This window comes from Candidatus Vicinibacter affinis (assembly GCA_016714365.1).
In the GTDB taxonomy this organism is placed as follows: domain Bacteria; phylum Bacteroidota; class Bacteroidia; order Chitinophagales; family Saprospiraceae; genus Vicinibacter; species Vicinibacter affinis.
The window spans coordinates 2,441,187-2,466,534 of record JADJNH010000005.1 but is presented as its reverse complement, the minus strand read 5'-3'; the positions used below and the strand labels follow the sequence as shown (position 1 = coordinate 2,466,534).

The window sequence follows — 25,348 nt, the reverse complement described above, 5'->3', positions numbered from 1 at the left end:
TTCGCTTTGTTAAATCACAGTTAAAATTATACGGCTATTGGTGCTTTAATGGCCGGATAATATTCATAATCTTCAAGTGTAAAATCGTTAAAATCAAATTCAAATATATTTTTTATACTTTTATTTATCCTCATCTTGGGTAATTTATAAGGAATGCGGGTCAATTGTTCCCTGGCTTGTTCAAAATGATTGTTATAAAGGTGCGCATCACCAAAGGTATGCACAAATTCACCGGGCTCAAGATCACAGACTTGTGCAATCATCATGGTTAAAAGGGCATATGATGCTATATTAAAAGGGACCCCTAAAAATATATCTGCACTCCGCTGGTATAACTGGCAAGATAACCGACCTTTTGCTACATAAAACTGAAAAAGACAATGGCATGGACTAAGTGCCATCTTAGGTAAATCTCCTACATTCCAGGCTGATATAATCAATCTTCGGGAATTTGGGTCCTTTTGAATTTGATTGATCAATTGCTCCACTTGATCAATTGTAGAACCATCAGCTGTTTCCCATGATCTCCATTGTTTTCCATATACTGGCCCGAGGTTGCCTTCAGAATCAGCCCATTCATCCCAAATGGAAACATTGTGTTGCTTCAGGTAACTTATATTAGTTTCACCCCTCAAAAACCAAAGTAATTCATAGATGATTGACCTTAAGTGCAATTTTTTGGTGGTGATGAGCGGAAACCCAGCTTCCAGGTCAAACCTCATCTGATACCCAAAGATACTCTTGGTGCCTATTCCTGTACGGTCTGGCCTTTCTATTCCTTCGTCTAATACTTTCCTTAGAAAATGGTGGTAGGCTTCCATGACAGTTGCTGATTTTTGGCAAATTTAAACATATATTATAAAATATTATATAAGATTTTTTTATCTTTCAATATAAAGCCTGATTCAGAATCCCTTAAACAATAATCAGTTGTATCTTCAAGCTTATATTTCAATAACTTGAAAAACGACCTTTACCCATAAAAATCTTCCGATTATGAAAATTGTATGTGGTTCTATTATCCTTCAAATTTTTGTGTTCTTTAATTTACAAGCTCAATCACCATTAGATCAAATCAGGGTATATAGCAAAGAAATTAAAATATTTACCGACAGTATCACCTATTTTGAAAATCAACTAGAGCAACAAAAGATAAATGCAATAGAATATCAAGTTGCTATGGGCAGATTAAGTGACCAGATAAATTATTTTAGTGCTTACATATACAACGAAGCTTTACCAATTTTAGACTCAATTTATATCGCAAATAAGGAAAAGAGTTTTGTAGATTCCATTTATATTATTGAGACAATAGACGAAAACAATCCTGTTGTGCCTGAAGAAAATGGTACCCTCGAAGATCCCGGTATTGAAATACCTCCTGTGGACAAGCAAAAATTTAATCCGGTTATGACTGCTACTAAAATCCTTATGGGCACAGACTCAAAAAGAACTAGTTGGAATTTAGTTATTGGAATTGGGAGTTCAATTATTCAGTCAGAAAATGAGAATACGGGTATTAAACCAAATATTAACTTATGGCAAAGTTTTCGTATTCCACAGGATATTGGTCTTACTTTTAGAACCAGGATTGGACCATCTTTTAGTAAATTTGGGTTGTCTTATGGAGTCCTATTCAATTATTTAAGCTTATCGCAATCCAGTAATTTTACAAAATTGGAAATTCAGGCTAATAGTAATCAGCCACGATTTGTTGATGCCAATAATGAAGGGTTAGATAAATTAAAGATTAAAGTAACCTACTTAAAAGTTCCATTGGGAATTGATGTTAGAATAAATAAAGTTTGGTTGTCCGTAAACAGTTACTTGAAGCTTTTACTTTTTTCCAAGCAGGTTTTCAATTTTAATGAATCCTCTGCGAATAAAAGCCAACTCATTTACAAGAATCATATAGGCATCAATCAATATACTTTTGGTGTAGAATACCTGCTTGGTTATAAAAAATATGGAATTGTTTTGCAGCAGGACTTTACTAACCTTTTGAGTAAGGATGCACAAGACAGTTTTAATGTCTGGCAATTTGGTTTGCGATTAAGGATCTAAATATTATTTATTTTTTTATTCCAATCCAGTAATTTTAATAAACACTCAACTGGTGACATTGCAGAGATATCCATTTTTTTTAGTTCCGATAATATATCTTTTTCATACTGGTGCCCAAACTGCAGAATACTTAATTGTCTGTTGTCTGTGATCTTAAAATCTTGAGAATACTCCGCACTTTTCTTAGAACCTCGCTGAGATTCCAATTCAATTAAAATTTCCTCAGATCTGTTAATAATGTCTTCAGGCATACCGGCCATTTTAGCCACATGTATACCGAATGAATGCTCGGATCCTCCTGAAACCAGTTTCCTTAAAAATATTACTTTCCTGTCAAATTCCTGTGTAGCTACATGGTAGTTTTTTACCCTTGGAAGTTCATTCGTAAGTTCATTTAGTTCATGATAATGAGTTGCAAATAATGTCTTTGGTCTTAAGGAGTTTTTATGTAGAAATTCAACAATAGACCAGGCGATAGATATACCATCGTATGTACTGGTTCCTCTGCCGATTTCATCAAGTAGTATCAATGATCTTGCAGATAAATTGTTGAGAATAGATGCGGTTTCATTCATCTCCACCATAAAAGTAGATTCGCCGGAAGAAATATTGTCGCTTGCCCCTACCCTCGTATAAATTCGATCAATAATTCCGATTTTAGCAGATTTTGCAGGTACAAAGCAACCTATTTGTGCCATAAGCACGATTATGGCTGTTTGTCTCAGAATAGCTGATTTTCCGGACATATTTGGACCTGTAATGATAAGGACTTGTTGTTCGTCAGGATCTATCCAAACATCGTTGGGAATAAAAGCCTCTCCTTGTTGCATTTGCCTTTCTATAACTGGATGCCGACCTTCTAAAATTTCAAGTTGAAAAGAATCATTAACATCTGGCTTTGAATAATTATAACGTTTGGAAACTTCTGCAAAACTTAACAGACAATCTAATTCAGCAATAGATTGGGCATTTTTTTGTAAGGGTAAAACATATTGTTGGAGATGTGCTACCAATTGTGAGAACAACTCTTCCTCTAATAATAAAATACGCTCTTCAGCGCCTAAAATTTTTGATTCCAACTTTTTCAGTTCATCCGTTACGTAGCGTTCACCTGTAGACATGGTTTGTTTCCGGATCCAATGCTCAGGAACCATCCCCATGTTTTTATATTTATTGGTTACTTCGAGAAAATATCCAAAAACTGAATTATATCCGATTTTTAAATTATTGATACCTGTGTTGATGGCCTCATTTTTTTGAATGTCCAGAAGTAAATCTTTACTGTTCTTGAGTACATATCTTAAATCATCCAGCTCTTCATTAAAACCATCTTTGATGATACCACCTTTATTAATAGAATGAGGAGCCTCATCAATAATTTGTGCCTCCACAATTTCAAACAATTCTTGAATTGGGTCCAATGCATGTTCAATTTTATTCAGCAATCCGGTAGATTTGTTGGCTAGTGAGAGTTTTATTTTATCAACTTTTGCAAGGGTGGTTTGGATAAATTTTAATTCCCTGGGATTAATTCTCCTTAGAGGTATTTTCGAAACCAGTCTTTCCAGATCACCAAAGGATTTTAGGTTTTGCTTTAACAGATCTGTAAAATCCTGATGAATCAATAAATATTCAACCGCTGATTGTCTGGCTAAAATCTCTTCAATATCTAACAAAGGCATGCTTAGCCATTTGCGCAGATGTCTTGATCCCATGGGAGTATAGGATTCATCAAGTATATTTAATAAAGACTTGCCTTCCGGATGGATAGGATCAAGCAATTCTAAATTCCGAACTGTAAACCTGTCCATCCACACATAATCATCATTATTCAATCTGCTTAAATGTGATAGATGCTTTGGGTTTTTGTTCTCAGTGTTTTCTAAATAAAATAAAATGGCTCCAGCAGAAATTTGACCTGAAACTAAATTCTCAACCCCAAATCCTTTCAAATTGCTAACTTCAAAATGATGCAACAATTTTTTATAGGCATACTCTTGACTAAAAACCCAATCTTCCAGACCATAAGTATAATAATGGTCGGAAAAAAGTTGATCAAAAATATTCTTCTTTGATTTAGGAAGTAACACTTCGGAAGGTTGAAAATTTTGCAAGAGTTTGTTTAAATATTCCTGATCACCTTCTGCAACATAAAATTCTCCTGTTGAAATATCGGCAAAAGAAACTCCACAAGGTTTGGAATCCCCAAAGTAAACTGCTGCTAAAAAATTGTTCCTTTTTTGATCCAGTATTTTTTGATCCAATGTTACTCCGGGTGTAATTACATCAGTGATTCCCCGGTTAACAATTTTTTTACCCTTTGAAGGTTTTTCCAATTGTTCGCAAATAGCCACTCTCAATCCTGCCCTTACTAATTTTGGCAAGTAAGCATCCAATGAATGATAGGGAAATCCTGCGAGTTCAACATCAACTCCTCCATTATTCCGCTTTGTTAATACAATACCTAGGATTTGGGCGGTTTTTTCGGCATCAGAACCAAACGTTTCATAAAAATCACCCACTCTGTAAAGAAGTAAAGCATCTGGGTGTTTAGCCTTCATAGAATAATATTGCTCCATTAAGGGAGTCAATGACTTAACCTCGAAAAGTAAATTCTGATCTGACACAATTTAAGTCTTTGGGACAAAGATAGGGCGCATACGTATATTAATTTTTTATATTCAAATTTATTTCTACATACCTTGGAACATCTGGTGTTTTTCTTAAATTTGAGCTTTAATAAAATTAAAAAACAATGACAAAATCAGGAGCATTTAAATCCTTGTCTGACAGTGAGTATAATTTACTAATTAATTCAGTGCCACTGGTTGCTGTCCTCATCGCAGGGGCGGATGGACAGATAGATCCTAAGGAAAAGGAATGGGCTAATAAAATTGTAAAAATCAGATCATTTGCCAATACCATAGATCTAAAACCACTCTATCAGGATTTAGAGGAGAAATTCCCTTCAGTCCTGGAAGAAACTATTCAAAGGTTACCATCTGATGCAGATAGCAGGAATATATTGATAACAAAAGAATTAAGTCAACTTAATCCTATTCTTGCGAAACTTAACATTCAACTTGCCTCTCAGATATATGACAGCTTGCTGTCCTATGCAGAACACATAGCCAAAGCCTCTGGTGGCTTTTTGAGAATGATGGCTATTAATCAGGATGAAAATATTTACATAGGTTTACCTATGTTGGATCCTATTTTCTTTGATGATTCCGATGAATGAGTTATTCTTTGATCGAAATTAAACCTCTAAACCTTTTGTTAATGGATTCCTAAAAGCACCTGGTTACACCTCTATTTCCCCATCTTTAATACTAATTCTTCAAAGAATTAAAACCATTATTTATTTAATACGTTAATGTTTCGTTCCTTCTAATCTCGGATTTTTATGAAAAACTTAATATTAATTTCGTTTATAAGCATTTCAATATTTCTACTTGAGTCTTGTGGAAAATCAAAGGATAACCAAGTTAAGGATCCTGCAATTGAACTTTCAGAGTTACGAAAGCTCGTTGGAGAATATAATTTGAGAATCAGAGATTTAGAAAAACAAATTTCGAATGCTGACACCACTCTGTCTAAAAAATCCAAAGCTAAGCTCGTTGGGTTAGATACTTTGAAAAAACAGAATTTCAACGAATACATTGATGTACAAGGCGTTGTAGATGCTAAATTGAATGTCTTGGTGGCACCCCAAATGCCTGCTGTTGTTACCTCAATACTGGTAAAGGAAGGTGATTATGTTACCAAAGGAAAAGTAATGGCTATTCTGGATGGCAGCACCATTCGTCAGGGAATGCAAGAAGTTAAAACCGGTCTTGAAATGGCTAATACTATGTACCTCAAACAAAAATCGCTTTGGGAGCAAAACATTGGGTCAGAAGCCCAATATCTTCAGGCAAAAAATCAAAAAGATCAACTCGAAGAGAAACTAAAATCGATTCAGACCCAATTGAACATGACCTATATTAAAGCTCCTATCAATGGAACAGTTGATGAAGTAAAGGTCAAAATCGGAGAAATTGCCGCTCCGGGGTTTGCCGGGATCAGATTAGTCAACAATCATGAATTAACTGTCCGCGCAAAAATAAGTGATCTATATTCTGCTAAAATGCACAAGGGAGACAAGGTTTTACTTTACTTTCCAGACTTTGAAAAAGAATTAAATAGTAAAATCGATTTTATTGGTCAAACTGTAAGTATGAACAACCGAACCATCATGGTGGAATCGAACCTGCCTCCAAATAAATTACCCATCAAAACAAACCAATTGGTCAAACTAAAAATTAATAACGGAACACAGAAAAATGTATTGGTTGTCCCTACTAATATCATTCAAAAGAGTATCAATGGTGAGGATTACATTTTAGTTGCAGATGAGAAAGATGGTCAGTTAATAGCAAAAAAACACATTGTGAAAACTGGAAGTCAGTATAATGGACAGTCTGTAATTTTATCTGGACTTCAAGAAGGTGATCGTTTAATTACTGTCGGTTACTCTGAACTTGTAGATGGCCAAATGATTCAAAATTAAAGATTGGCCTAACTTCAAATTAGTAATATGGAACTTAACAATATTAAAGAATTAGGATTCACCAAATGGTGCATTAAAAATTCAACCAGTATTTATGTAATTACGATACTGATTTGTTTTGCAGGTTTTGTTGCTTACAATAAAACCCCTAAAGAGCTTTTCCCTGATATTGTGATTCCTACAGTATCCATTGCTACTATCTATCCAGGTGCCAGTCCCCAGGACATTGAAAACTTAATTACTAAACCCATTGAAAAGCAATTAAAGTCCATCAATGGCATTAAAAAGATCAGCAGTAATTCAGTTTCAGATTTTTCACTGGTAATAGCTGAGTTCAATACAGATCAGGATCCAAAAGTTTGTAAGCAGCGAGTTTCCGATGCTGTTGACAAGGCTAAAAAAGATCTGCCAAATGATTTAAAAGATGACCCACAAGTTCAAGAGTTTGATTTTAGTGAGTTACCCATCATGAACATTAATATTGCGGGGGATTTTCCATTGGACAGAATTAAAAACTATTCAGAATTACTCAAAGATAAAATCGAAACGCTCAAAGAAATTACCCGTGTGGATATTGTGGGAGGTGTAGAAAGAGAAATTCAGGTCAATGTTGACATGTACAGAATGAATCTTTCTGGTGTTACTTTTGGTGATATTGAAGGTGCATTGCAAAGACAGAATCTTAATATTTCGGGTGGGGAATTAAAAATTCAAGATCTCAGAAGAAATTTAAGAATTACCGGAGAATTCAATAAACCAACGGATATTGAAAATATTGTTGTAAGATCCTTTACCGGCACACAAGTTTTCATTAAAGATATAGCTGAAGTTAAAGATAACTTTAAAGAGAAACAAGATTTTGCACGACTTGACGACAAAGCAGTTTTAACTCTTAATGTCATTAAAAGAAGTGGGGAAAACCTTATAAACGCCACAGATAAAATTTATCAAATCATTGAAGATTTTAAGAAGAATAAATTTCCTGAAGGGATTACGGTTAAAGTTACTGGAGATACTTCTGACAAATCCAGAGTGCAATTGCATGATTTGATTAATACAGTAATTTTAGGATTCATCTTTGTGGTTTTTGTCCTGATGTTTTTTATGGGATTTACCAATGCTTTTTTTGTTGGTCTCGCTGTACCTCTCTCTTGTCTGGTGGCATTTCTGGTAATGCCCGTATTTGACATGTCAATGAATGTTATTGTACTGTTTTCTTTTCTTTTGGCTTTAGGTATTATTGTGGATGATGCAATTGTTGTAATTGAAAATACACACAGAATATTTAACAAGTACAAGGATTTAACTATTCAGAAGGCCGCTAATTTAGCCGCCGGCGAGGTGTTTATTCCTGTTCTGACAGGTACACTGACCACACTCATGCCTTTTGTTCCACTACTCTTTTGGCCGGGGATCATAGGTAAATTTATGAGCAACCTTCCAGTTACCCTCATTATAACCTTAGGAGCTTCTTTATTTGTTGCATTCGTTATGAATCCTGTTTTTGCAGTGTCTTTTATGACAAGAGATGAAACAAATAAAAAGAGTACCTTGATGTCTTACAAGGGTTCATTTATATTTTTAATATGCACTGCTCTGGTGGGGTATTTTGGCTTGGGTAAAGGATTGGGGAACTTTGCAATTTTGTGTATAATACTGATATTATTATATCACTTTATTCTTGAAAGGGTTATTGTTTTATTTCAAGAAAAATTATGGCCTGTTGTAATAAACAGTTATAAAAAAACTTTAGTATTGTTTATCAAAGGTTGGCGACCTGTGTTTATTGTATTGGGTGTTTTTGCGTTTCTGATTATTTCATGGGTTGGTTATTTATCTACAAATCCACCGATAGAGACTTTTCCCAATGGAGAGCCAAATTTTGCATTCGTCTATTGTAAAATGCCAATGGGGACTGATGCAACAGTTACCGACAGTGTGACTAAAATTATTGAAGAAAGAGTTCTTAAAACAATTGGACACAACAATCCTATTGTAACATCTGTAATTTCAAATGTAGGTTTAGGGGCCGGAGATCCGGACAATCCTGATCGTGTAGCAACCCCACATAAAAGTAAAGTTTCTGTTGCTTTTGTAAGATTTGCAGAACGTAACGGAAAATCGACTACAGAAATCTTAAAATCACTAAAAGATGAATTCAAGCATGGAATTGCAGGGGCAGAAATTACGGTAGAGAAAGAAAGAAATGGTCCTCCTGTGGGTAAGGCAATTAATATGGAAATCAGTGGTGATGACTTTGATGTGTTGGTTAATTTATCCAAACAAATTAAGGATGAAGTTGAATCAGCTAATATTCAGGGCGTCGATCAACTACTGTCAGATTTCCAGATAAGTAAGCCTGAAATTATTATTGACATTGATGAAGAGAAAACCCAAAGAGAAGGTATTTCTGTTGCTCAAGTTGCGATTGAAATCAGGACAGCATTATTTGGTAAGGAAGTTTCAAAATTCAGAGATAAGAATGATGATGCTCCTATTCAATTAAGGTTAAGAGAAGAGGACCGAAACAATGTTGAAAGGATGCTGAATCTTAACATTGCCTTTATGGACATGGCTACTCAACAATTTAAGCAAGTTCCTCTTTCAGCATTGACAAAGGTGCGATATGGTAATTCAGTCAGTACTATTAATAGAAAAAATCAAAAAAGACTCATTAACTTATCTTCTGATGTGAATCCTGGATTTAATCCAAATGATGTTGTTGCTAAAATTCAAACCGTAGTAAGTCAAATGGATATTCCGGAAGGCTATGAAGTAGATTTTACTGGGGAATTGGAACAACAGAAGGAAACTATGGACTTTTTAAGTCTAGCATTTGGTGCTGCATTGGCATTGATGTTTTTGATTTTAGTAACCCAATTTAATTCCGTTGTAAAACCATTTATAATTTTTAGCACTGTATTGTTTTCTTTAATTGGAATTGCACTTGGCTTTGGTATATTTAAAATAACATTAAGTGTTGTAATGACAGGTGTCGGCATATTTGCACTGGCCGGTATTGTAGTCCGTAATGGAATCTTGTTATTAGAATTCATTGATGAGTTGAGATTAAGGGGGATGGAAGTGAGTGAAGCGGTAGTTGAAGGTGGCGCAACCAGGTTAACCCCAGTTATTCTTACTGCAATTTCTGCTATTTTAGGTCTGATCCCATTGGCAGTTGGGCTTAACATGGATTTTGGCACTCTACTGACTGAATTTGATGCAAAATTTTATTTAGGTGGAGACAATGTAGTTTTTTGGGGACCTCTTGCCTGGACTATAATTTTTGGTTTGATCGTGTCGACTTTTCTTACATTGTTGATTGTCCCGACTATGTATATGCTAGGATACAATACGAGAGCCTGGTTTCGCAAGACTTTTTCGCGTTGAGAAAAGGTGATTTCACTGACCAACCTGAGTAAGAATTTAGCATGGCTTTTTGCCATTGCTGGGCTTTTGGCTTGCAAACAGGATAAGACCTATTTTAATAGTTCGGTACCACAGGAGAAAGTTGCGTCTGTCGAAACTTCCGTTGATTCTTTTCTCACGGAAAATCCTCGATATAAGAAAGTTGCCGGAATACCAGAACAAGTTTACATTGTATTGGATTATGTCAAAAAGCATAACAAACCTTTGCCTGGCTTTGAGGGAGGTAGAACATTTTACAACCGTGAAAAAAAATTGCCCAAAACAAATATCTATAATATAGTTTATCGTGAATGGGATATTTATCCTAAAGTCAAAGGCAAAAATCGAGGAGCTGAAAGATTAATCACCGGTTCAGATGGAAATGCATATTATACAAACAATCATTATCGTACCTTCATTAAAATTTTTCCAATTCCATAATCAAAAGGTTCATATTGTCAAATGCCTGAAATAAAATTAATTGAGTTTAAGGATCACCTTGAAAAGCTGGATTTTGAATTTTCCTATATTGGTATGATTGATGGTAATCATTGTGATACTTATAAATCTTTATACGATGAGTTTGCAAAAGTCCTTCAGTTTCCTGATTACTTTGGGAAAAATATGGACGCATTATATGATTGCCTTTTAGATTTGTCCTGGATTGAAGAGCGGGAGATTCTATTGGTTATTCATAGATTTGATGAAATCTTAAAATCAGAATTAGCCATTCACCCTGACGCAAAGACTGAATTACTTTTATTACTTGATCAGGTATGTGAGAGAGATGAATTAGATTTTACTGTTGAACCTGACTTAAAGGTGCTAAGGATTGCAATTGTTGAATCTTGCGATGCAGAGGAAATATTAATAAACAACAAAATTCCTTTTGAGAAAATATAACCCTGATGGGTTTATTCTAATTTCCTGTGAATGATCGCGGGGGCGTTTTTCACAACCAATTGCACTGTACTCTTGATCCTCTCCTCAAACAAGATAATTTTCTCTTCAAATAATTTTGGCAGCATGGCATCATTATAATGCCTCACTGTATATAAATCAAGATCTGGATCTACGACAACTTTAAATTCATCTTTTAACTCAGTTAAAAGATTTTTGATTTTTGAAGGATCATGATTGGAACAAATGGTAAATGAAATTGCAGTATTCCTCATCATATTAACCTTTATTCTGTGTTTTTCAAAAAGGTTAAATAATCTGGCAAGGTGATGTTCCGCTATAAAAGACAAATCTTTTGAAGAGAAGTGAATCAATGCCTGAGATTTTTCCACTACTACAATTGGGGGATATTCTGGATCAGGATCGGCAGAGATGTAAGTACCTTCAGATTCGGGTTCGAGAAACGACTTTACAAAAAGAGGGATATTTTTATTTTCTAATGGCTGAATGGTTTTAGGATGTATGACTTTGGCTCCATAGTAGGTCATTTCTATAGCTTCTGTGTAAGACAGTCTGTCAATTTTCGTAACATTCTCAAACACCTTCGGGTCTGCTGTCAATACTCCCGGTACATCCTTCCAGATGGTCATTGATTCTGCATCAAGAGCCGCTGAAATAATTGCAGCAGTATAATCCGACCCTTCTCTGCCAAGCGTTACAGTATTGTTTTCTTTTGTAGATCCTATAAATCCTTGAGTCAAAACTACTTCACCTGAATATAAAATAGGAGATAAAATATCTTTAATCTGAGTATTTGTTTCTGACCACAAGACTCTGCCTTCTCGCCAGGTATCATTGGTTATTATAATGGATCGTGCATCTATCCAATTCACATCAATACCTTCATGCTTAAGCCATTCAGCTAATATTCTGGAGGATATTAATTCACCTAAAGAAACAATTTGATCATAAACATAATCAAATGACATTTCTCTATTTTCTTCAATTACCCATTCTGCCTCAGCAAAATGTTCACTGAGTTCATCCATCAGAACTGAAGGTAATTTTCCAAATAAATCATTTATAAAGGATTCATGTGTTATCCTAATCTCGTCCAATAACTTTTTGGATAAATCAATGTTGTCAAATTTGGCTGTTACAACTTTTTCCAATAGATTAGTGGTCTTCCCTATTGCAGAAACAACTATTACCAAAGGTTTATTAATTCCATACCGTTTAATAATATGTGTTACATTTTTTATCCCTTGAGGATCTTTTACTGAGGCGCCACCAAATTTAAATACTTGCATATTACTTTATATACTGCAAAGAAACGGATTTTTCAAAACTTATGATAAGCGATGAATAACGATTGAATAGTTTTGCAAATTCTCTGAAAAGATTAAAAAAAAATCCCCCGGTAAAACCAGGGGACACTTCAGGTTAATTTACAACAGCTACAAGTATTATTTTTTAACCTGAAATGGTATGTTTAATATGTTTCTTGAGATGTCATTTCCCAAATCAAAACCCGCATCAATGCTGGATCGAAAATGTACTCCGGCTAAAATGTCCACATAGGATGCTTCTTTAGCAAAATCTATAAAAGATTCAAATCGTCTAACTTTCGATCTAAGGTCAGTACGATTCTTTTGAGTATAATCCATAAACGGAAATCTATAACCTAAATACTTAGATAAGATTTCTGCACCCGAACTATAAATTACCGCAGATTCGGACACAAATTCCGGCACAGGTAATGATCCCATTACTGGGATGTAAAAACGATTTAGGTGTTGTCTAATGTAAGAGGACACTCTTAGTAAGTTTTTGTCATATTTAATTTTCCATGATGAGATGTACCCATCATTTGCCGCAAATGATAAGCAAACCAATAGTTCCAAAGTTTTTGGCAAATTGAGTTGCTGTTCTTTGACCAGCTGAAGAGCAAGTAGAAAATTATGACTTAAAGGATTGGCAGTTTTATCCATCTCTCTGTTAAAATAACCAATACTTTCTTTTTGATCAAGTGTTAAAGCTTCACTGAGATTGTAAACCTCAACCGCTTCCGCATAAATATTGGAATTCTGAGCTTCAGAATAAATTAAACTTTTATTTAAATTAATACCAAAAACATTGGTATTCAATATGGTTCGGGCCTTCGACCAAAATGGCAACAATGGTCTCGGAGCATAATCAGGCGAGGTAGGTATCCACTGACCAGGTCCTGAAGGCATTGTATAGCTCGCAGGATAATTATTTAAGTAGGCTTCAGATTGACCGTCTGTCAAACTAAATTCCCAAATGGCACGCCCTATAGCCTTTCCTAATTCAATTGATTGATTAATAACCTCTTGTGATTCCCCGAGCGAAAACTTATCAGCATATTTTTGTCGTAGAACATCCGCAAGTGAAAGGTTCGAGCCCGCAGGTAAATATAAATTATGGACGATCAAACTGGTAGCTTCGTTTGAAACAATTCCCCAATTATATTTTTTACCTGCCTCGGCTTGTGGTAAGGTAACCTTAAATCCATCTAATTTAACTTGCAAGGACTGGTATCCATCAAGTCCCTGTATGAGGGTCTCGTACATCGTAAATGAAAGATAACTTTGTGATCTCGCCACAATGGGCTCTTCAAAGCCATTACATTTTGAACTAAGTTCAATACTTAGCGCGTACCAATCGCGAACAAATGCATTGTCTGCTAAATCAAGTTTCTGGGAAGGCACCACGGCAACTTCTTTCTGACAAGAGGTTACGAGTAACAATCCGACGAGGGCATAGAACCCCCAGGAGTAGGTCTTTAAACATTTCATTGGCTGTGTTTTTTAAACTAAATAATCAAAATCAAGACAAATATATTACGAATATTTGTAATATGTTAGTATTTGATTTAAAATTATTTTTGTAGCTCTACAGCCGGTTAGTTCGTTCCGCTTTTTTGTATGGCATTAATTTTATCCATTACCTCTTTAAACTGCTCGCCTGCAATCTTCTTGGTCAATATTTTCTTATTTTCATCTAAAAAGTATACCTGGGGTGTAGTTTTTACATCGTAAACAAGTCTGAATTTAGATTTATGCTGTGGGTCTGAGGTGTTTATCCACCCCCCCATCCCGAGCTGTGAGACCCCTTCCCAGCAAGTTTTTTCATCTGGCCCTGTTTTGGAACAAACGGCGAAGATTTCAACCCCTTTAGACTTATATTCCTCGTAGAATTTTTTGATACTCGGCATAGATTGTTTACAATGCCCACAATCCGGTGCCCAGATTAATAAAATGGTATATTTAGCTTTCACATCATGGAGTGAAATCGGAGTGGAATCTTGTTTAAACACCGTGATGTTTGGAGCTATTTTATCAATTAATAATGGTTTTAGGGCTTTGGCATCAGCTGTCATTTTAGCTAATGCCTCTGCATCAATCCATGGTGCCTTACCTTTGCCATAGTATTCCTCCACCAAATGTACATATACAGCATCCATCCCAACATACTTCGAATTAGCAAATGTGTTTAGTTGAGTAGAAAGCACATATTTAAATAAATCGGTACCAACTTTACATTTTGATAAAATATAATCCAGGGAGGAATTAATAGAATCAGGAATTTGGACAGTCAACTTTTGCATGAAACGCTCCAACTTACTATGAAATAGTGGTAACCTTACTGACCTGTCGTCCTGGAAGTCCGCAAAATCAAAATAATGACTTTTATAATGGTAAAATGCTTTTTCATTTTTCTCCTCCTCTGTTCCGACAAACTCAGGAACTTCCACATCCAACGTCCATTTTATCAGCAAACTTAAGATACTGTTAGGTTGATCTTTAATAATTTGATTTTGTCTTGATTTAACCGATTTATCAATGGATTCAAGTTGTGATTTTAACTTCGATATATCTGCATTATTTTCCTGTTGTTTGATTAAATGCCCAATTGAATCAGCCTTAAGACGATTTTCACTGATAAAATCAATATATTTATTAAAATCTGTATTTAGAGTAGAACCTTTGAATTTCAAATGCCCGGCAAGATCTGAAGTATCGGTTTCAATTGAAAATTTCTGTTTTCCTGCGTCAATTAAAATTTGGAAAAACTGGTGATCAGGCTGCAGAACGACAAGATACATTCCAGATTCCAGGACAGTATCTGCTTTAAACACAAAGTTTCCGGATTTGGAAACACTTGTATCCTTTATATATTGTTTGTCACCGTAATGATAGCCCAACAATAAGGTATCATTTGTGTAACCTTTAATATTGACTTTTATTTCATAGCCCTGTGCTACCCCATTCAGGGATAAAATCAACAGGTTTGTTAAAATAAATCCGAAAAAGACTTTAATGTTCATGGTTTTAAAATTCCGTAGCTTAGAAATAACGGATTAATATTAAGTAAATTATAAATACTTAAGGAGTTAGTTAAGTTCCTGGAAGCGTTATTTTTTTCTTCTATTTGCTAATAAGAATAAGACAGCCATCCTTACTGCAACCCCATTTTCCACCTGGTCAAGAATAATGGAATGGTCTGAGTCAGCTGCGTCAGTACTCAACTCCACTCCCCTATTTATAGGGCCTGGATGCATCAGAATTATTTTATGATCCAGTGCATCCAATTTAGACTTGGTGACTCCAAAAAACTGGGCATATTCGTTGGCTGATGGAAAATATTGCAGCTCCATTCGCTCAGTCTGTATCCTTAGGACATTTGCCACATCACACCAATTGAGTATCCGGTTAAGATTATAATCTACAGATACACCGAGAGATTCAATATGCTTGGGAATTAAAGTAGGAGGGCCGCAGACCTTTACTTTAGCTCCAAGTTTGTTTAGACAAATAATGTTAGAAAGAGCAACTCGGCTATGTAAAATATCACCAATTATGGCAATTTTAGCTCCTTTTATGTATCCTAATTTTTCCTGAATTGAATATGCATCAAGAAGGGCCTGAGTAGGATGTTCGTGAGTTCCGTCGCCTGCATTGATGACTTGTACTTTAACCCTTTCTGCCAGAAAAGCAGCAGCTCCAACAGAAGAATGTCTGAGTACAATCATATCAACTTTCATAGCAAGGATATTCTGAACAGTGTCCAGCAAAGTTTCACCTTTACTAACGGAAGAACCAGAGGAAGAAAAATTAATGATGTCTGCTGATAAACGCTTTTCTGCCAATTCAAAAGACAATTTAGTCCTTGTTGAATTTTCAAAAAACATATTGGCAATGGTGATATCCCTCAAGGAAGGCACTTTCTTTATAGGCCTTTGAAGTACCTCTTTAAACTCACCCGCGGTATGAAGAATCAATTCAATATCCTCCAATTTCAGTGGCTTAATTCCAATCAAATGGTCAGTTGATAATGTATTCTCGTTCATTCTTCATTGGTTTCAGGATCAAATAGTAAAACCCTGTCTTTCCCACCTTCTTCCTTAAGCTCTACTTTCACATAAGCTTGATCCAAGGCATCTACCTTCAAGCCGGAATAATTGCATTGAATTGGAAAGCTTCTATTAAATCTTCGGTCAATTAAAACTAATAATTCCACCGAGGTTGGTCTACCATATTGAGACAATGCTTGTAAGGCAGCCTGAATGGTTCTTCCAGTATAGAGCACATCGTCGACCAAAATAACTTTGAGAGAATCTACTAGAAAGTCCAGTTCTGTATGATGTGGCACAAGTATCTTGTTATTTAACCTGAAATCATCTCTGAAAAAAGTGATGTCAAGTTTACCTAATGGAAAACGTGGGGGCTTCACCAATTCCTGAAGACGAATGTGAATTCTTTCTGCCAGAAAAGCTCCTTTTTGTTGGATACCGACTATACAGCTTTGACTAAAGTCTCCGTAATTTTCAATAAGCTGGTAGCAAAGACGGTCAATCGTTCTTTGGAGTTGATCTTCCTGAAACAAAACTTTGGATTTCTTTTTTACCACTTCAAAAGGATGTTGTTTAATCACTATGATTATTATGCAAAGGTACAAAATATGCCATTTTGTGGTAAGAAACTCTTGTATATAGAAGATTTGTAATTCAAGGACTTGTGATTTTGAGCTTGGAATGAGTCCGGTAAATTTAAAATGAGAAAATAAAAATTCAGGGTAAACACTGATTGACGAGTAGTACAAGCATAGTATATTTGCATTTCAAAGTATTGAAAATGAGAAAATTACTCCAACAAATTGCATTCTTTATCTTATTGGTATCCTGTAGCCTACATGCTCAAATAATCATAAATGAGATAAATTACAATCCTCCTGAATCAGGTACAGATAAGCTTGAATTCATTGAATTTTACAACACAGGTAATACAAACCTATCCTTGAAAGACTACTCAATTACAGATGCGGTGAATATCGTTTTTCCTGACACTGTAATAAAAGCTAAAAGTTATTTTGTAATTTGTGTGAATACACTCAGCTTTGATACAGCCTTTGGCTTTAAAGCACTTCAATGGACATCCGGAGCTCTTAGGAATGACTCTGAAGTGATTACTTTATTAGACCAGAATGGAGCTGTAGTGGACAGTGTCAGATATTCTGATATAAACGGGTGGCCTTCTCTTCCTGACGGTTTTGGTCCTTCCCTTGAATTATGTCGTTCCTCAGCTGACAATCGGATGTTTGAATATTGGAAACCTTCCAATCAGGCAAGAGGAAGATTTATTGAAGGATATGAATTAAAAGGGTCTCCAGGCCAGGAAAACAATGTGGATTGTGCAGAGCATACTATAGAGGTTTCTAACTTTAAATTTGATCCAGCTGACATCACAATAAACGTTGGTGAATTTATAGAATGGAGAAATCTTGGCGGAATGCATAATATCAATGGTTCGAAGGTTACTTATCCTGCCAACCCAGAAGGTTTCGGAAACGGGACTCCATCCAGCTCACTTTGGAGTTACATCAAGAAATTTGATAAAATTGGTGAATATCAGTATCAGTGTGATCCACATTCCAATCAAATGAGGGGAAAGATTACTGTAAAGCCAAATGACATCCAATACCCTTCCTACATGGTCGGTGAAGTTACTTCCACTAATCCAATGGGAGTGCTAGACTCCTTAAACGTAAAATGCCAATTGGAAGGAATAGTTTATGGAATAAATTATCGTGTTTCAGGACTTCAATTTACCATTATAGACAATTTTGGAGATGGAATAGGTGCATTCAGTGCCAACAGAAATTATTCTTACACTGTAACTGAGGGGGATCGTTTGGTGCTCCGCGGGACAATCGGGCAGTTTAATGGCCTTGCCCAAATAAATCTTGACACCATTATTCGCATCAGCCAAAATAATCCCTTGAACTCCCCGGAAGTTATTGCCAGCCTGAATGAAAATACTGAATCTCAATTAGTAAAGATCAGAAATGTACAATTGGTAAACCCCGTTCAATGGTCTAACAATCCTTTAGGTTTCACAGTTAAAGTAACCAATGGTCTAAATACTTTTGATGTCAGAATTGATAATGACTGTGAATTAGTGAGCAAAGAAGCTCCTTCGGGAACCTTTGACATTACCGGACTTGGATCGCAAAACGACAACAGTTCACCTTTTCTGGATGGATACCAAATTTGGCCAAGAAATACCGCTGACATTAGTCCATATTTACCGGCCAGTAAGTTTTATAAGCGGCTTGACATCGTGGATGTTAAAGGCATCAATGGCATGGGGATAGCCGATTCACTTGGTGTAAAATGTGAGTTAAAAGGGACTGTTTACGGGATAGATTACAATGGCAACAGCGGTTTGCAATTTACCATCATTGATAGGACCGGAGGCTTGGGTGTGTTTTCGACGACTAATAACTATGGCTATACTGTTACTGAAGGTGACGAAGTAATCTTACAAGGCAAAATTGATCAGTTCAGAGGATTGACACAGATCACATTGGACAGCATGTGGAAAGTTTCTTCGGGAAACACACTGAATAGTCCTAAAAATGTAACAGATCTTAATGAATCAACAGAATCTGATCTGGTAAAATTGACAAATCTGGCCATTGTTGATCCTGCCGAATGGTTAGGGAATGGCACCAGTTTCAGTGTCAGACTTTCAAATGGAATTAAAGATTTTGTAATGAGAATTGACGACAATACTGATATTGCGAATACCAAACCCCTTGGAAACAGGGTAAGTGTAACTGGTCTTGGTAGTCAATTTGACAGCAATTCACCTTTTGACAGCGATTATTTAATCTATCCCAGGTATAAGAAAGATTTAAGCTTTACCACCTCAACTGAAGAAGAAATATTAGATAGAACCATCAAACTTAATCCGCAACCAGCTCAAAACATATTCCGTTTTGAAGGAAATGTAGAGGGGATTCAATTTATAGAAATTTACAATCTTACCGGAAAGCTGTTGTTAAGAATGCCTTTTAACTCTGAAATTGAAACTTCTTTAAACTCGGGATTATATCTGCTAAAAATGATTGGAGACAGCCAAAGTCAATCTTTGAAACTTATAATTCAGAAATAGTTTGGTAAAAATCGGATTAGCTCTTTCGGGTGGCGGTTCAAGGGGCTCGTTTCATATAGGAGTCCTTGCTGCATTTGATGCTTTGGGGATAGCTCCATCCATAATTTCAGGGACGAGTGCTGGAGCACTGGTTGGATCACTTTATGCAGCCGGAGTGAAGCCCGACCAAATCCTTGAAATAGCCAATAATGTAAAATGGTATAATTTACTTACTACGAGCTTCGCCAAAAATGGGATTACCAATCTTAATTTTCTTGAAAATCTTTTAACCCGGTTTATTCCCGGAAATGATTTCAAGGATTTAAAATTTCCTTTTCTAGTGACTGCAACAAATATGAATTCCGGAGGGTTGGAAATATTTGAAACCGGTGAGGTTCACAAGCCGGTTATGGCTTCCTGTTCAGTCCCAATATTGTTCAGACCAATTTCAATGAACGGGAATAAATATCTTGATGGAGGTATTGTTATGAACCTTCCTGTCAGTCCATTGATTGATCGATGCGATATCATAATCGCCTCCAACTTATTTCCTTTAGTTCCAAGGCAGGACGATGACTTAACTAGTTTTGGAAATATTATGACCAGAGTCCTTGAAGTGACCATCAGCATTAACACCAACATAGAAAAACTAAAAGCTGATATCTTAATTGAAACCGAGCTGATAAACAAATACAACCGATTTGAACTAAGCTTCAGCCATGAGTTATTTGAATTGGGTTACAATGCCACTATGGATGCTTTGAAATCTTCTACCGTAATTCCAGTGTAAATGGCGTCTTTAGGATTTAAATTGATTAATACATTTCTACTAGCGTAGCGCACTCTTCTTCGAATTTAACCTCAATATTTTGCTTAATGGTGGTGGCAAGCCTAAGGCCAAAATAATCCACGCTGATTGGAAATTGTTTATGCATTCGCTCCACCAGCACACAAACTTCTACCTTTTTAGGGATGGTTGACATAAAGGCTTTAAAACCAAAAAAAATGGTTCGACCTGAATTACTTACGTCATCTACAATAATACAGACGCTTTTGCCAATTAAATTATCATCTATATTAATAACCGGATCACCGTGAAGTGGATCTGCTGCATTAATTTTCAAATTAGCAAGAGTCACTGTTAGATTGCATAAGTGTTTCAACTCTTTTTGAAGCAATTTGGCCAGGAAGTATCCCTTTTGGTTCACACCAGCCAATATTATGGACTTTTGATCGGCATGGCGTTCATAAACTTCCATGGCCATTCTTCTAATTTTTTTCTCTATTTGCTGCTTATTTAAAATTATCATGCTATTTTGAGCGCTTAAAGTACCCTGGCAAAGTTGCTCAAAAATACGTTGTAAACTGCAATTATGATTCAAATTCTGATTTTCCTCCTCATCAGCATTTATGTCTTTTATAAGGCTGCAGGTAAATTTTATGAAATTTATCGAAACATAAACCTGGGTAAACATCAACCAATTGAAGGCTCATCCGTGGAAAGGTTTCGCATGATGATGATGTTTGCTTTAGGGCAAAAGAAAATGTTCACCCGACCGGTATCCGGTATTTTTCATTTATTCATTTATGTAGCTTTTCTATTTACTCAAATTGAATTAATTGAAATTCTTCTAGATGGAATATTGGGCAAACATCGGATTTTTGCATCTTCCCTCGGATTTCTATATACTTTTCTTATTAACTTTATAGAACTACTTTCTATCCTGGCCTTTATAGCAACTATAGTTTTTCTCTTCAGAAGAAACATATTGAAACTATTGCGATTTAAAAAACCAGAATTGGAAGGATGGCCCAGCCTGGACGCTAACCTTATTTTATTGGGTGAGATTTTACTGATCTGTGGAATTTTTACAATGAACTCCTCAGATCAATTATTGCAAAATTTAAACCCTGCGCATTATCCTGAAACAGGGACATTATTAATATCCGGGATTTTGTCAAACAATGTTTTCTATTCTTTGCCTGAGGGATTACTGGTAATTCTAGAGCGGACTGGATGGTGGTTGCATCTGCTAGTCATTTATGGTTTTATACTTTATCTACCCTACTCTAAACATTTACATGTCTTTCTTGCTTTTCCAAATAGTTATTTTAGCAATCTGAATCCCCGAGGAAGAATTTCCAATATTCCAGTCATAGAAAATGAAGCACGGGGCATGCTGGGATTGGCACAAAACGACCAAATTGAATCAGTTGAATCCTTCGGAGCCAAAGATATTTTTGACCTTGACTGGCGCACTTTGCTTGCTGCTTATAGTTGTACCGAATGTGGAAGATGCACCTCTGTTTGTCCGGCAAATTTAACTGGCAAAAAACTGAGTCCCCGCAAGATCGTAATGGACATCCGCGACAGGTTGGAAGAAGTAGGACAAAATTATAAATCCAATAAATCAGCTAATAACGCAGTATTTGATGATGGCAAATCATTATTTGACTATATCAGCAAAGAAGAGATTTATGCCTGCACTACATGCAATGCATGTGTGGAAGCTTGTCCGGTACTCATCAATCCAATGGATCCAATCATTCAGTTGAGACGTTACGATATTCTTATGAATTCAGGAGGTCCTTCTGAATGGCTGCCAATGTTCAACAGTCTTGAGAATAACCAATCTGTTTGGCAACTTCCTGAATCCAGAGATGCATGGACGAACAAGTCATAAACCAACATTTTATCACAAAAAACGAAAGTAAATTATGATCCAGATTCCACGTATGTCTGATGTCGCAGCACAAGGTAATAGCATAGAAGTTTTATTTTGGGTGGGTTGTGCCGGATCCTATGATGCACGTGCTCAAAAGGTATCTATGGCGTTTTCTCAAATTCTGGATAAAGCGGGAATCCAATATGCGATTCTTGGAGAAGAAGAAAAGTGTACCGGTGATCCAGCCAGACGTGCGGGCAATGAATTTTTATTTCAGATGCTTGCATTACAGAACATTGAAACGCTCAACCAATATCAAGTCAAAAAAATTGTATGCACTTGTCCCCATTGTTTCAATACCCTCAAAAATGAGTATCCTGAACTGGGTGGAAGTTATGAAGTAATACATCATACTGAATTTCTGGATCAACTTATTCAATCTGGACGAATAAAGTTGATAGATTCTGATGCTGAAACTGTAAGTTACCATGACTCCTGTTATTTGGGCAGAGTAAATGATCAATACGAAGCACCGAGGTCAGTCATCCATCAACTCAAAATGGATATTCGTGAAATGAAGCGATCCAGAAAAAATGGTTTATGTTGTGGAGCAGGTGGTGGCCAAATGTTTAAGGAAGATGAGCCAGGAAACAAAAGGATAAATGAAGAAAGAATTGATGAAGTAATCGCCAATGGAACAACAAAGGTGCTTGCAAATTGTCCATTTTGTCTAACAATGTTGCAAGATGGTATTAAATCGAAAGATAAACAAGATGAAATCATGGTTTACGACCTTTCAGAGTTAATCATTGAAAAAATGCAAGAATGATGGATTTAATATCTTTCCCGGATTCTGCTAAAATTTGGATATATCCTTCTTCTAAAAGAATAGAAGATTCGCTTCTAAATGAAATACAATCGAGTATTAATGAATTCACCAACCACTGGCATAGTCACCACAAACCATTAAAGGCCACCGGTGGAATCTTGCACAATTATTTTATAGTGCTTGTAGTTGATGAATCAGTTGCTCCAGCCTCTGGATGTTCTATTGATGAATCAGTTTCATTTATTAAAAATCTTGAGACTTTCTATCACACCGATTTTTTTAATCGAATGAATTTTTATTACATTGATCAAGAGGAAGTAAAACAAGTTTCGGCCGGACAAATGCCCGAATGGTATCAGACCGGCAACATTAATGATAACACTTTATTTTTCAATACACTTATTCAAGACAAAAAACAATTTTTACAAAACTGGTTGGTTCCTTTAAGGGATTCTTGGCAGCAAAAATTTATTTAGTCGATTACTTCATATTTCCGGTCGATTATTAATTTGCCATAGTTAGTTTTGGAGGATCTTTGAATTATGATAAAAAGGATAAAGAACTGGTTAGGTATCGAAGGCCCAAAGGTAAAATTTCAGCATGAGGTGTTGAATGATGAAAACAGGATAGTGGGTAGCTTGACCATCAGCACTTTAAACCCTTCCGTTATTCTGAGTCTTCAGATTATGCTCAAGGAAAAATACATTTCGGGCAGAGGTAAACATTCTAAAAATCAGGAATTCATTCTAGGTGAAAAATTTATACATGAACAACTGCATCTCACTGCGAATGAGCAAATTACCATACCATTTATGGTTGATTACCAAAAAGTCAAATCTGGTCTTGACAAAATTGAGGAAAGAAACTTATTGTTTAAACCTTTAACAGGATTGGCTAAATTAATTCGAGGAACACAATCCACCTACTTTTTAGAAGTACATGCAGAGATCAAAGATTCAATGGTTCCGGCCGTGGATATACAGGTTTTGGAAAAATTGAAATAGAAGATTAACTACATGCTTTATTAAATTCAACCTCGGAAAACGCAGCCACTGCTGGGCGTTTCGAAAACCCAGATTTCTTTCAGAAATTCAATTTCCTGCCTAATTTTATTCCAAATCCAAATAGCGATTTGTTCTGCAGTTGGATTTTCGAGCCCGACTATATCGTTTAGATACCTGTGATCCAAAGCATCCTTCACAGGTTGGAAGGCTTTATTAATGTCCTGAAAATCAATTACCCATCCTAAATGAGCATCCAATTCAGATTCCACCACAATTTTTATACGGTAGGTATGCCCATGGACATTCTGACATTTATGGCCTACTGGTACATTGGGTAATCGATGGGCACAATCGATTGTAAATTCTTTGAAAACTTCTACCTTACTCATGGGTTTAGAGCATTCAATAAAACAATGGGATTAATACGAATTTAATGGATAAACAGGAACTTTAAAAGAAACATGCAAGTAGATGATATGAATCTTTGATGTTATTTTTTTTCATTGTTTTTTTCCATTAAATCTTTCAATACTTCTTCATCTGATTTACCAAGATTTTGAAGTAACATTTTTGCATCTTTGGCAAATTGATTATTTGGGTATTTATTTAAGAACTCCTGATAATATTTAGCTGCATTGATGGAATCATGCAAGGTACCGTCAAATAAAAACCCTTTCATAAATAAAGCAACAGGAGACCGTTCGTGATTAGGGTATTTTTCAATTAACCAATCATACAAGGCAAAACTTTTTTCAAAAGTCCTCAGTGTATTTGAAGTTTCAGCGGCCTTAAAAATGAACTCAGGTGTTTGTGGGTCTTTGGGCATTACCATTGCGTATGCTTCACAAGCATCCACATAATTCATGGCATTTCGCTGATTAAACCCAGTTGCCGTGTCGGCAAAAATTGATCTGCCTATGTCAAGGATGTAATCTTCAGGAGAAACAACTTTAGGTAATTTTGATTTTAGCTCTTCAGTTTTTGCATCACCAGGATATGTTTTTAGATAACTCAAAGACAAAACATCCGCAGTAATGTGTCTGTCAGTTGCATGAAGCAAGTTGATCATTTTGTAAACATTATCTCTTGTGTCAGGTCTATCCGGATAATTCTTTACCAGGTTATTTAAGAATATAACCTGCTGGTCTTTTTTAGCCATTTTTTCACTGGCATTGGAAGCTTTTAGAAGGATTTCACTTACATCAGTATTTTTGGGTGCTGTCTGAATAATTTCCAAATATTTAGTTACCAACTTTTCGTAATTTTCTTCATTGGGAGTTGAATTAAAAGAATTTTCAAGACCTGCTACCAAAGGGTCACTGATACCAGAATTTTGTTTGCAAGACCATGATATAGAAGCCAATATAAAAAACAATAGAGCAGCTGTACGCATAAGTTTGTATTTAGAGCAAAAATAAAACATTCAACTCATTTATATTCAATATCTTATAAATTAACATACTATT

At 35.8% G+C, this 25,348-nt stretch carries 22 protein-coding genes; 12 read left to right on the top strand and 10 right to left on the bottom strand.

What is annotated here, in order from left to right; translation table 11 throughout:
* Positions 1-26 precede the first annotated feature (26 nt).
* Positions 27-821: a thymidylate synthase gene (locus IPJ53_09775; protein ID MBK7799392.1), complete on the bottom strand. Its 795-nt coding sequence runs from the start codon at positions 819-821 to the stop codon at positions 27-29.
* Between the two features lie 175 nt (positions 822-996).
* On the opposite strand from IPJ53_09775, the gene IPJ53_09770 reads away from it, so the two are divergent.
* Positions 997-2,064 (top strand): hypothetical protein, encoded by a 1,068-nt coding sequence (locus IPJ53_09770; GenBank protein ID MBK7799391.1) that lies wholly within the window; start codon positions 997-999, stop codon positions 2,062-2,064.
* On the opposite strand, the gene mutS is transcribed toward IPJ53_09770, so the two are convergent.
* Positions 2,061-4,643, bottom strand: coding sequence for a DNA mismatch repair protein MutS (gene mutS / locus IPJ53_09765; protein MBK7799390.1), 2,583 nt, complete (start codon positions 4,641-4,643; stop codon positions 2,061-2,063). The genes IPJ53_09770 and mutS overlap by 4 nt on opposite strands.
* Positions 4,644-4,819: 176 nt before the next feature.
* Between mutS and IPJ53_09760 the strand changes: the two genes are divergently transcribed.
* From IPJ53_09760 to IPJ53_09740, 5 genes are all read left to right on the top strand, one after another.
* A complete protein-coding gene (locus IPJ53_09760; protein ID MBK7799389.1) occupies positions 4,820-5,305 on the top strand; it encodes a hypothetical protein in 486 nt (161 codons plus the stop codon).
* Positions 5,306-5,470: 165 nt separating this feature from the next.
* The gene (locus IPJ53_09755) at positions 5,471-6,616 is read left to right on the top strand and encodes an efflux RND transporter periplasmic adaptor subunit (GenBank protein MBK7799388.1); all 1,146 of its coding nucleotides are present in this window, start codon (positions 5,471-5,473) and stop codon (positions 6,614-6,616) included.
* A gap of 42 nt (positions 6,617-6,658) precedes the next feature.
* Entirely contained in the window at positions 6,659-10,006 is a 3,348-nt protein-coding gene (locus IPJ53_09750) for an efflux RND transporter permease subunit (protein ID MBK7799387.1), read from the top strand.
* Between the two features lie 6 nt (positions 10,007-10,012).
* Positions 10,013-10,465, top strand: coding sequence for a ribonuclease (locus IPJ53_09745; GenBank protein ID MBK7799386.1), 453 nt, complete (start codon positions 10,013-10,015; stop codon positions 10,463-10,465).
* Positions 10,466-10,558: 93 nt separating this feature from the next.
* Positions 10,559-10,927 (top strand): barstar family protein, encoded by a 369-nt coding sequence (locus IPJ53_09740; protein MBK7799385.1) that lies wholly within the window; start codon positions 10,559-10,561, stop codon positions 10,925-10,927.
* Between the two features lie 11 nt (positions 10,928-10,938).
* On the opposite strand, the gene IPJ53_09735 is transcribed toward IPJ53_09740, so the two are convergent.
* From IPJ53_09735 to pyrR, 5 genes are all read right to left on the bottom strand, one after another.
* Positions 10,939-12,234 (bottom strand): aspartate kinase, encoded by a 1,296-nt coding sequence (locus IPJ53_09735; GenBank protein ID MBK7799384.1) that lies wholly within the window; start codon positions 12,232-12,234, stop codon positions 10,939-10,941.
* Between the two features lie 156 nt (positions 12,235-12,390).
* Positions 12,391-13,743, bottom strand: coding sequence for a hypothetical protein (locus IPJ53_09730; protein ID MBK7799383.1), 1,353 nt, complete (start codon positions 13,741-13,743; stop codon positions 12,391-12,393).
* A 107-nt stretch (positions 13,744-13,850) separates the two neighbouring features.
* Positions 13,851-15,275 (bottom strand): redoxin domain-containing protein, encoded by a 1,425-nt coding sequence (locus IPJ53_09725; GenBank protein ID MBK7799382.1) that lies wholly within the window; start codon positions 15,273-15,275, stop codon positions 13,851-13,853.
* Positions 15,276-15,362: 87 nt separating this feature from the next.
* The gene (locus IPJ53_09720; protein ID MBK7799381.1) at positions 15,363-16,298 is read right to left on the bottom strand and encodes an aspartate carbamoyltransferase catalytic subunit; all 936 of its coding nucleotides are present in this window, start codon (positions 16,296-16,298) and stop codon (positions 15,363-15,365) included.
* On the bottom strand, positions 16,295-16,834 hold the full coding sequence (gene pyrR / locus IPJ53_09715) for a bifunctional pyr operon transcriptional regulator/uracil phosphoribosyltransferase PyrR (GenBank protein ID MBK7799380.1): 540 nt from the start codon (positions 16,832-16,834) through the stop codon (positions 16,295-16,297). Before pyrR ends, IPJ53_09720 begins: the two co-directional genes overlap by 4 nt.
* A gap of 248 nt (positions 16,835-17,082) precedes the next feature.
* On the opposite strand from pyrR, the gene IPJ53_09710 reads away from it, so the two are divergent.
* Both IPJ53_09710 and IPJ53_09705 read left to right on the top strand, forming a co-directional pair.
* The gene (locus tag IPJ53_09710; protein ID MBK7799379.1) at positions 17,083-19,404 is read left to right on the top strand and encodes a lamin tail domain-containing protein; all 2,322 of its coding nucleotides are present in this window, start codon (positions 17,083-17,085) and stop codon (positions 19,402-19,404) included.
* A 1-nt stretch (position 19,405) separates the two neighbouring features.
* Positions 19,406-20,173, top strand: coding sequence for a patatin-like phospholipase family protein (locus tag IPJ53_09705; GenBank protein ID MBK7799378.1), 768 nt, complete (start codon positions 19,406-19,408; stop codon positions 20,171-20,173).
* A 25-nt stretch (positions 20,174-20,198) separates the two neighbouring features.
* On the opposite strand, the gene IPJ53_09700 is transcribed toward IPJ53_09705, so the two are convergent.
* Entirely contained in the window at positions 20,199-20,765 is a 567-nt protein-coding gene (locus IPJ53_09700) for a phosphoribosyltransferase (protein ID MBK7799377.1), read from the bottom strand.
* Between IPJ53_09700 and IPJ53_09695 the strand changes: the two genes are divergently transcribed.
* The 4 genes from IPJ53_09695 to IPJ53_09680 all read left to right on the top strand — a co-directional run bounded on the left by IPJ53_09695 (position 20,757) and on the right by IPJ53_09680 (position 23,882).
* Complete coding sequence (locus IPJ53_09695) at positions 20,757-22,067, top strand: (Fe-S)-binding protein (protein MBK7799376.1); 1,311 nt, start codon at positions 20,757-20,759, stop codon at positions 22,065-22,067. The genes IPJ53_09700 and IPJ53_09695 overlap by 9 nt on opposite strands.
* A gap of 37 nt (positions 22,068-22,104) precedes the next feature.
* Positions 22,105-22,878 (top strand): (Fe-S)-binding protein, encoded by a 774-nt coding sequence (locus IPJ53_09690; GenBank protein MBK7799375.1) that lies wholly within the window; start codon positions 22,105-22,107, stop codon positions 22,876-22,878.
* Positions 22,875-23,354, top strand: a complete 480-nt coding sequence (locus IPJ53_09685; protein MBK7799374.1) for a hypothetical protein — start codon at positions 22,875-22,877, stop codon at positions 23,352-23,354. Before IPJ53_09690 ends, IPJ53_09685 begins: the two co-directional genes overlap by 4 nt.
* Positions 23,355-23,420: 66 nt before the next feature.
* On the top strand, positions 23,421-23,882 hold the full coding sequence (locus IPJ53_09680; GenBank protein ID MBK7799373.1) for a hypothetical protein: 462 nt from the start codon (positions 23,421-23,423) through the stop codon (positions 23,880-23,882).
* A gap of 26 nt (positions 23,883-23,908) precedes the next feature.
* Here the strand turns inward: IPJ53_09680 and queD are convergent, their stop codons facing one another.
* Both queD and IPJ53_09670 read right to left on the bottom strand, forming a co-directional pair.
* Positions 23,909-24,271, bottom strand: a complete 363-nt coding sequence (gene queD, locus IPJ53_09675) for a 6-carboxytetrahydropterin synthase QueD (GenBank protein ID MBK7799372.1) — start codon at positions 24,269-24,271, stop codon at positions 23,909-23,911.
* A 101-nt stretch (positions 24,272-24,372) separates the two neighbouring features.
* Complete coding sequence (locus tag IPJ53_09670; protein ID MBK7799371.1) at positions 24,373-25,275, bottom strand: tetratricopeptide repeat protein; 903 nt, start codon at positions 25,273-25,275, stop codon at positions 24,373-24,375.
* Between the last annotated feature and the right edge of the window lie 73 nt (positions 25,276-25,348).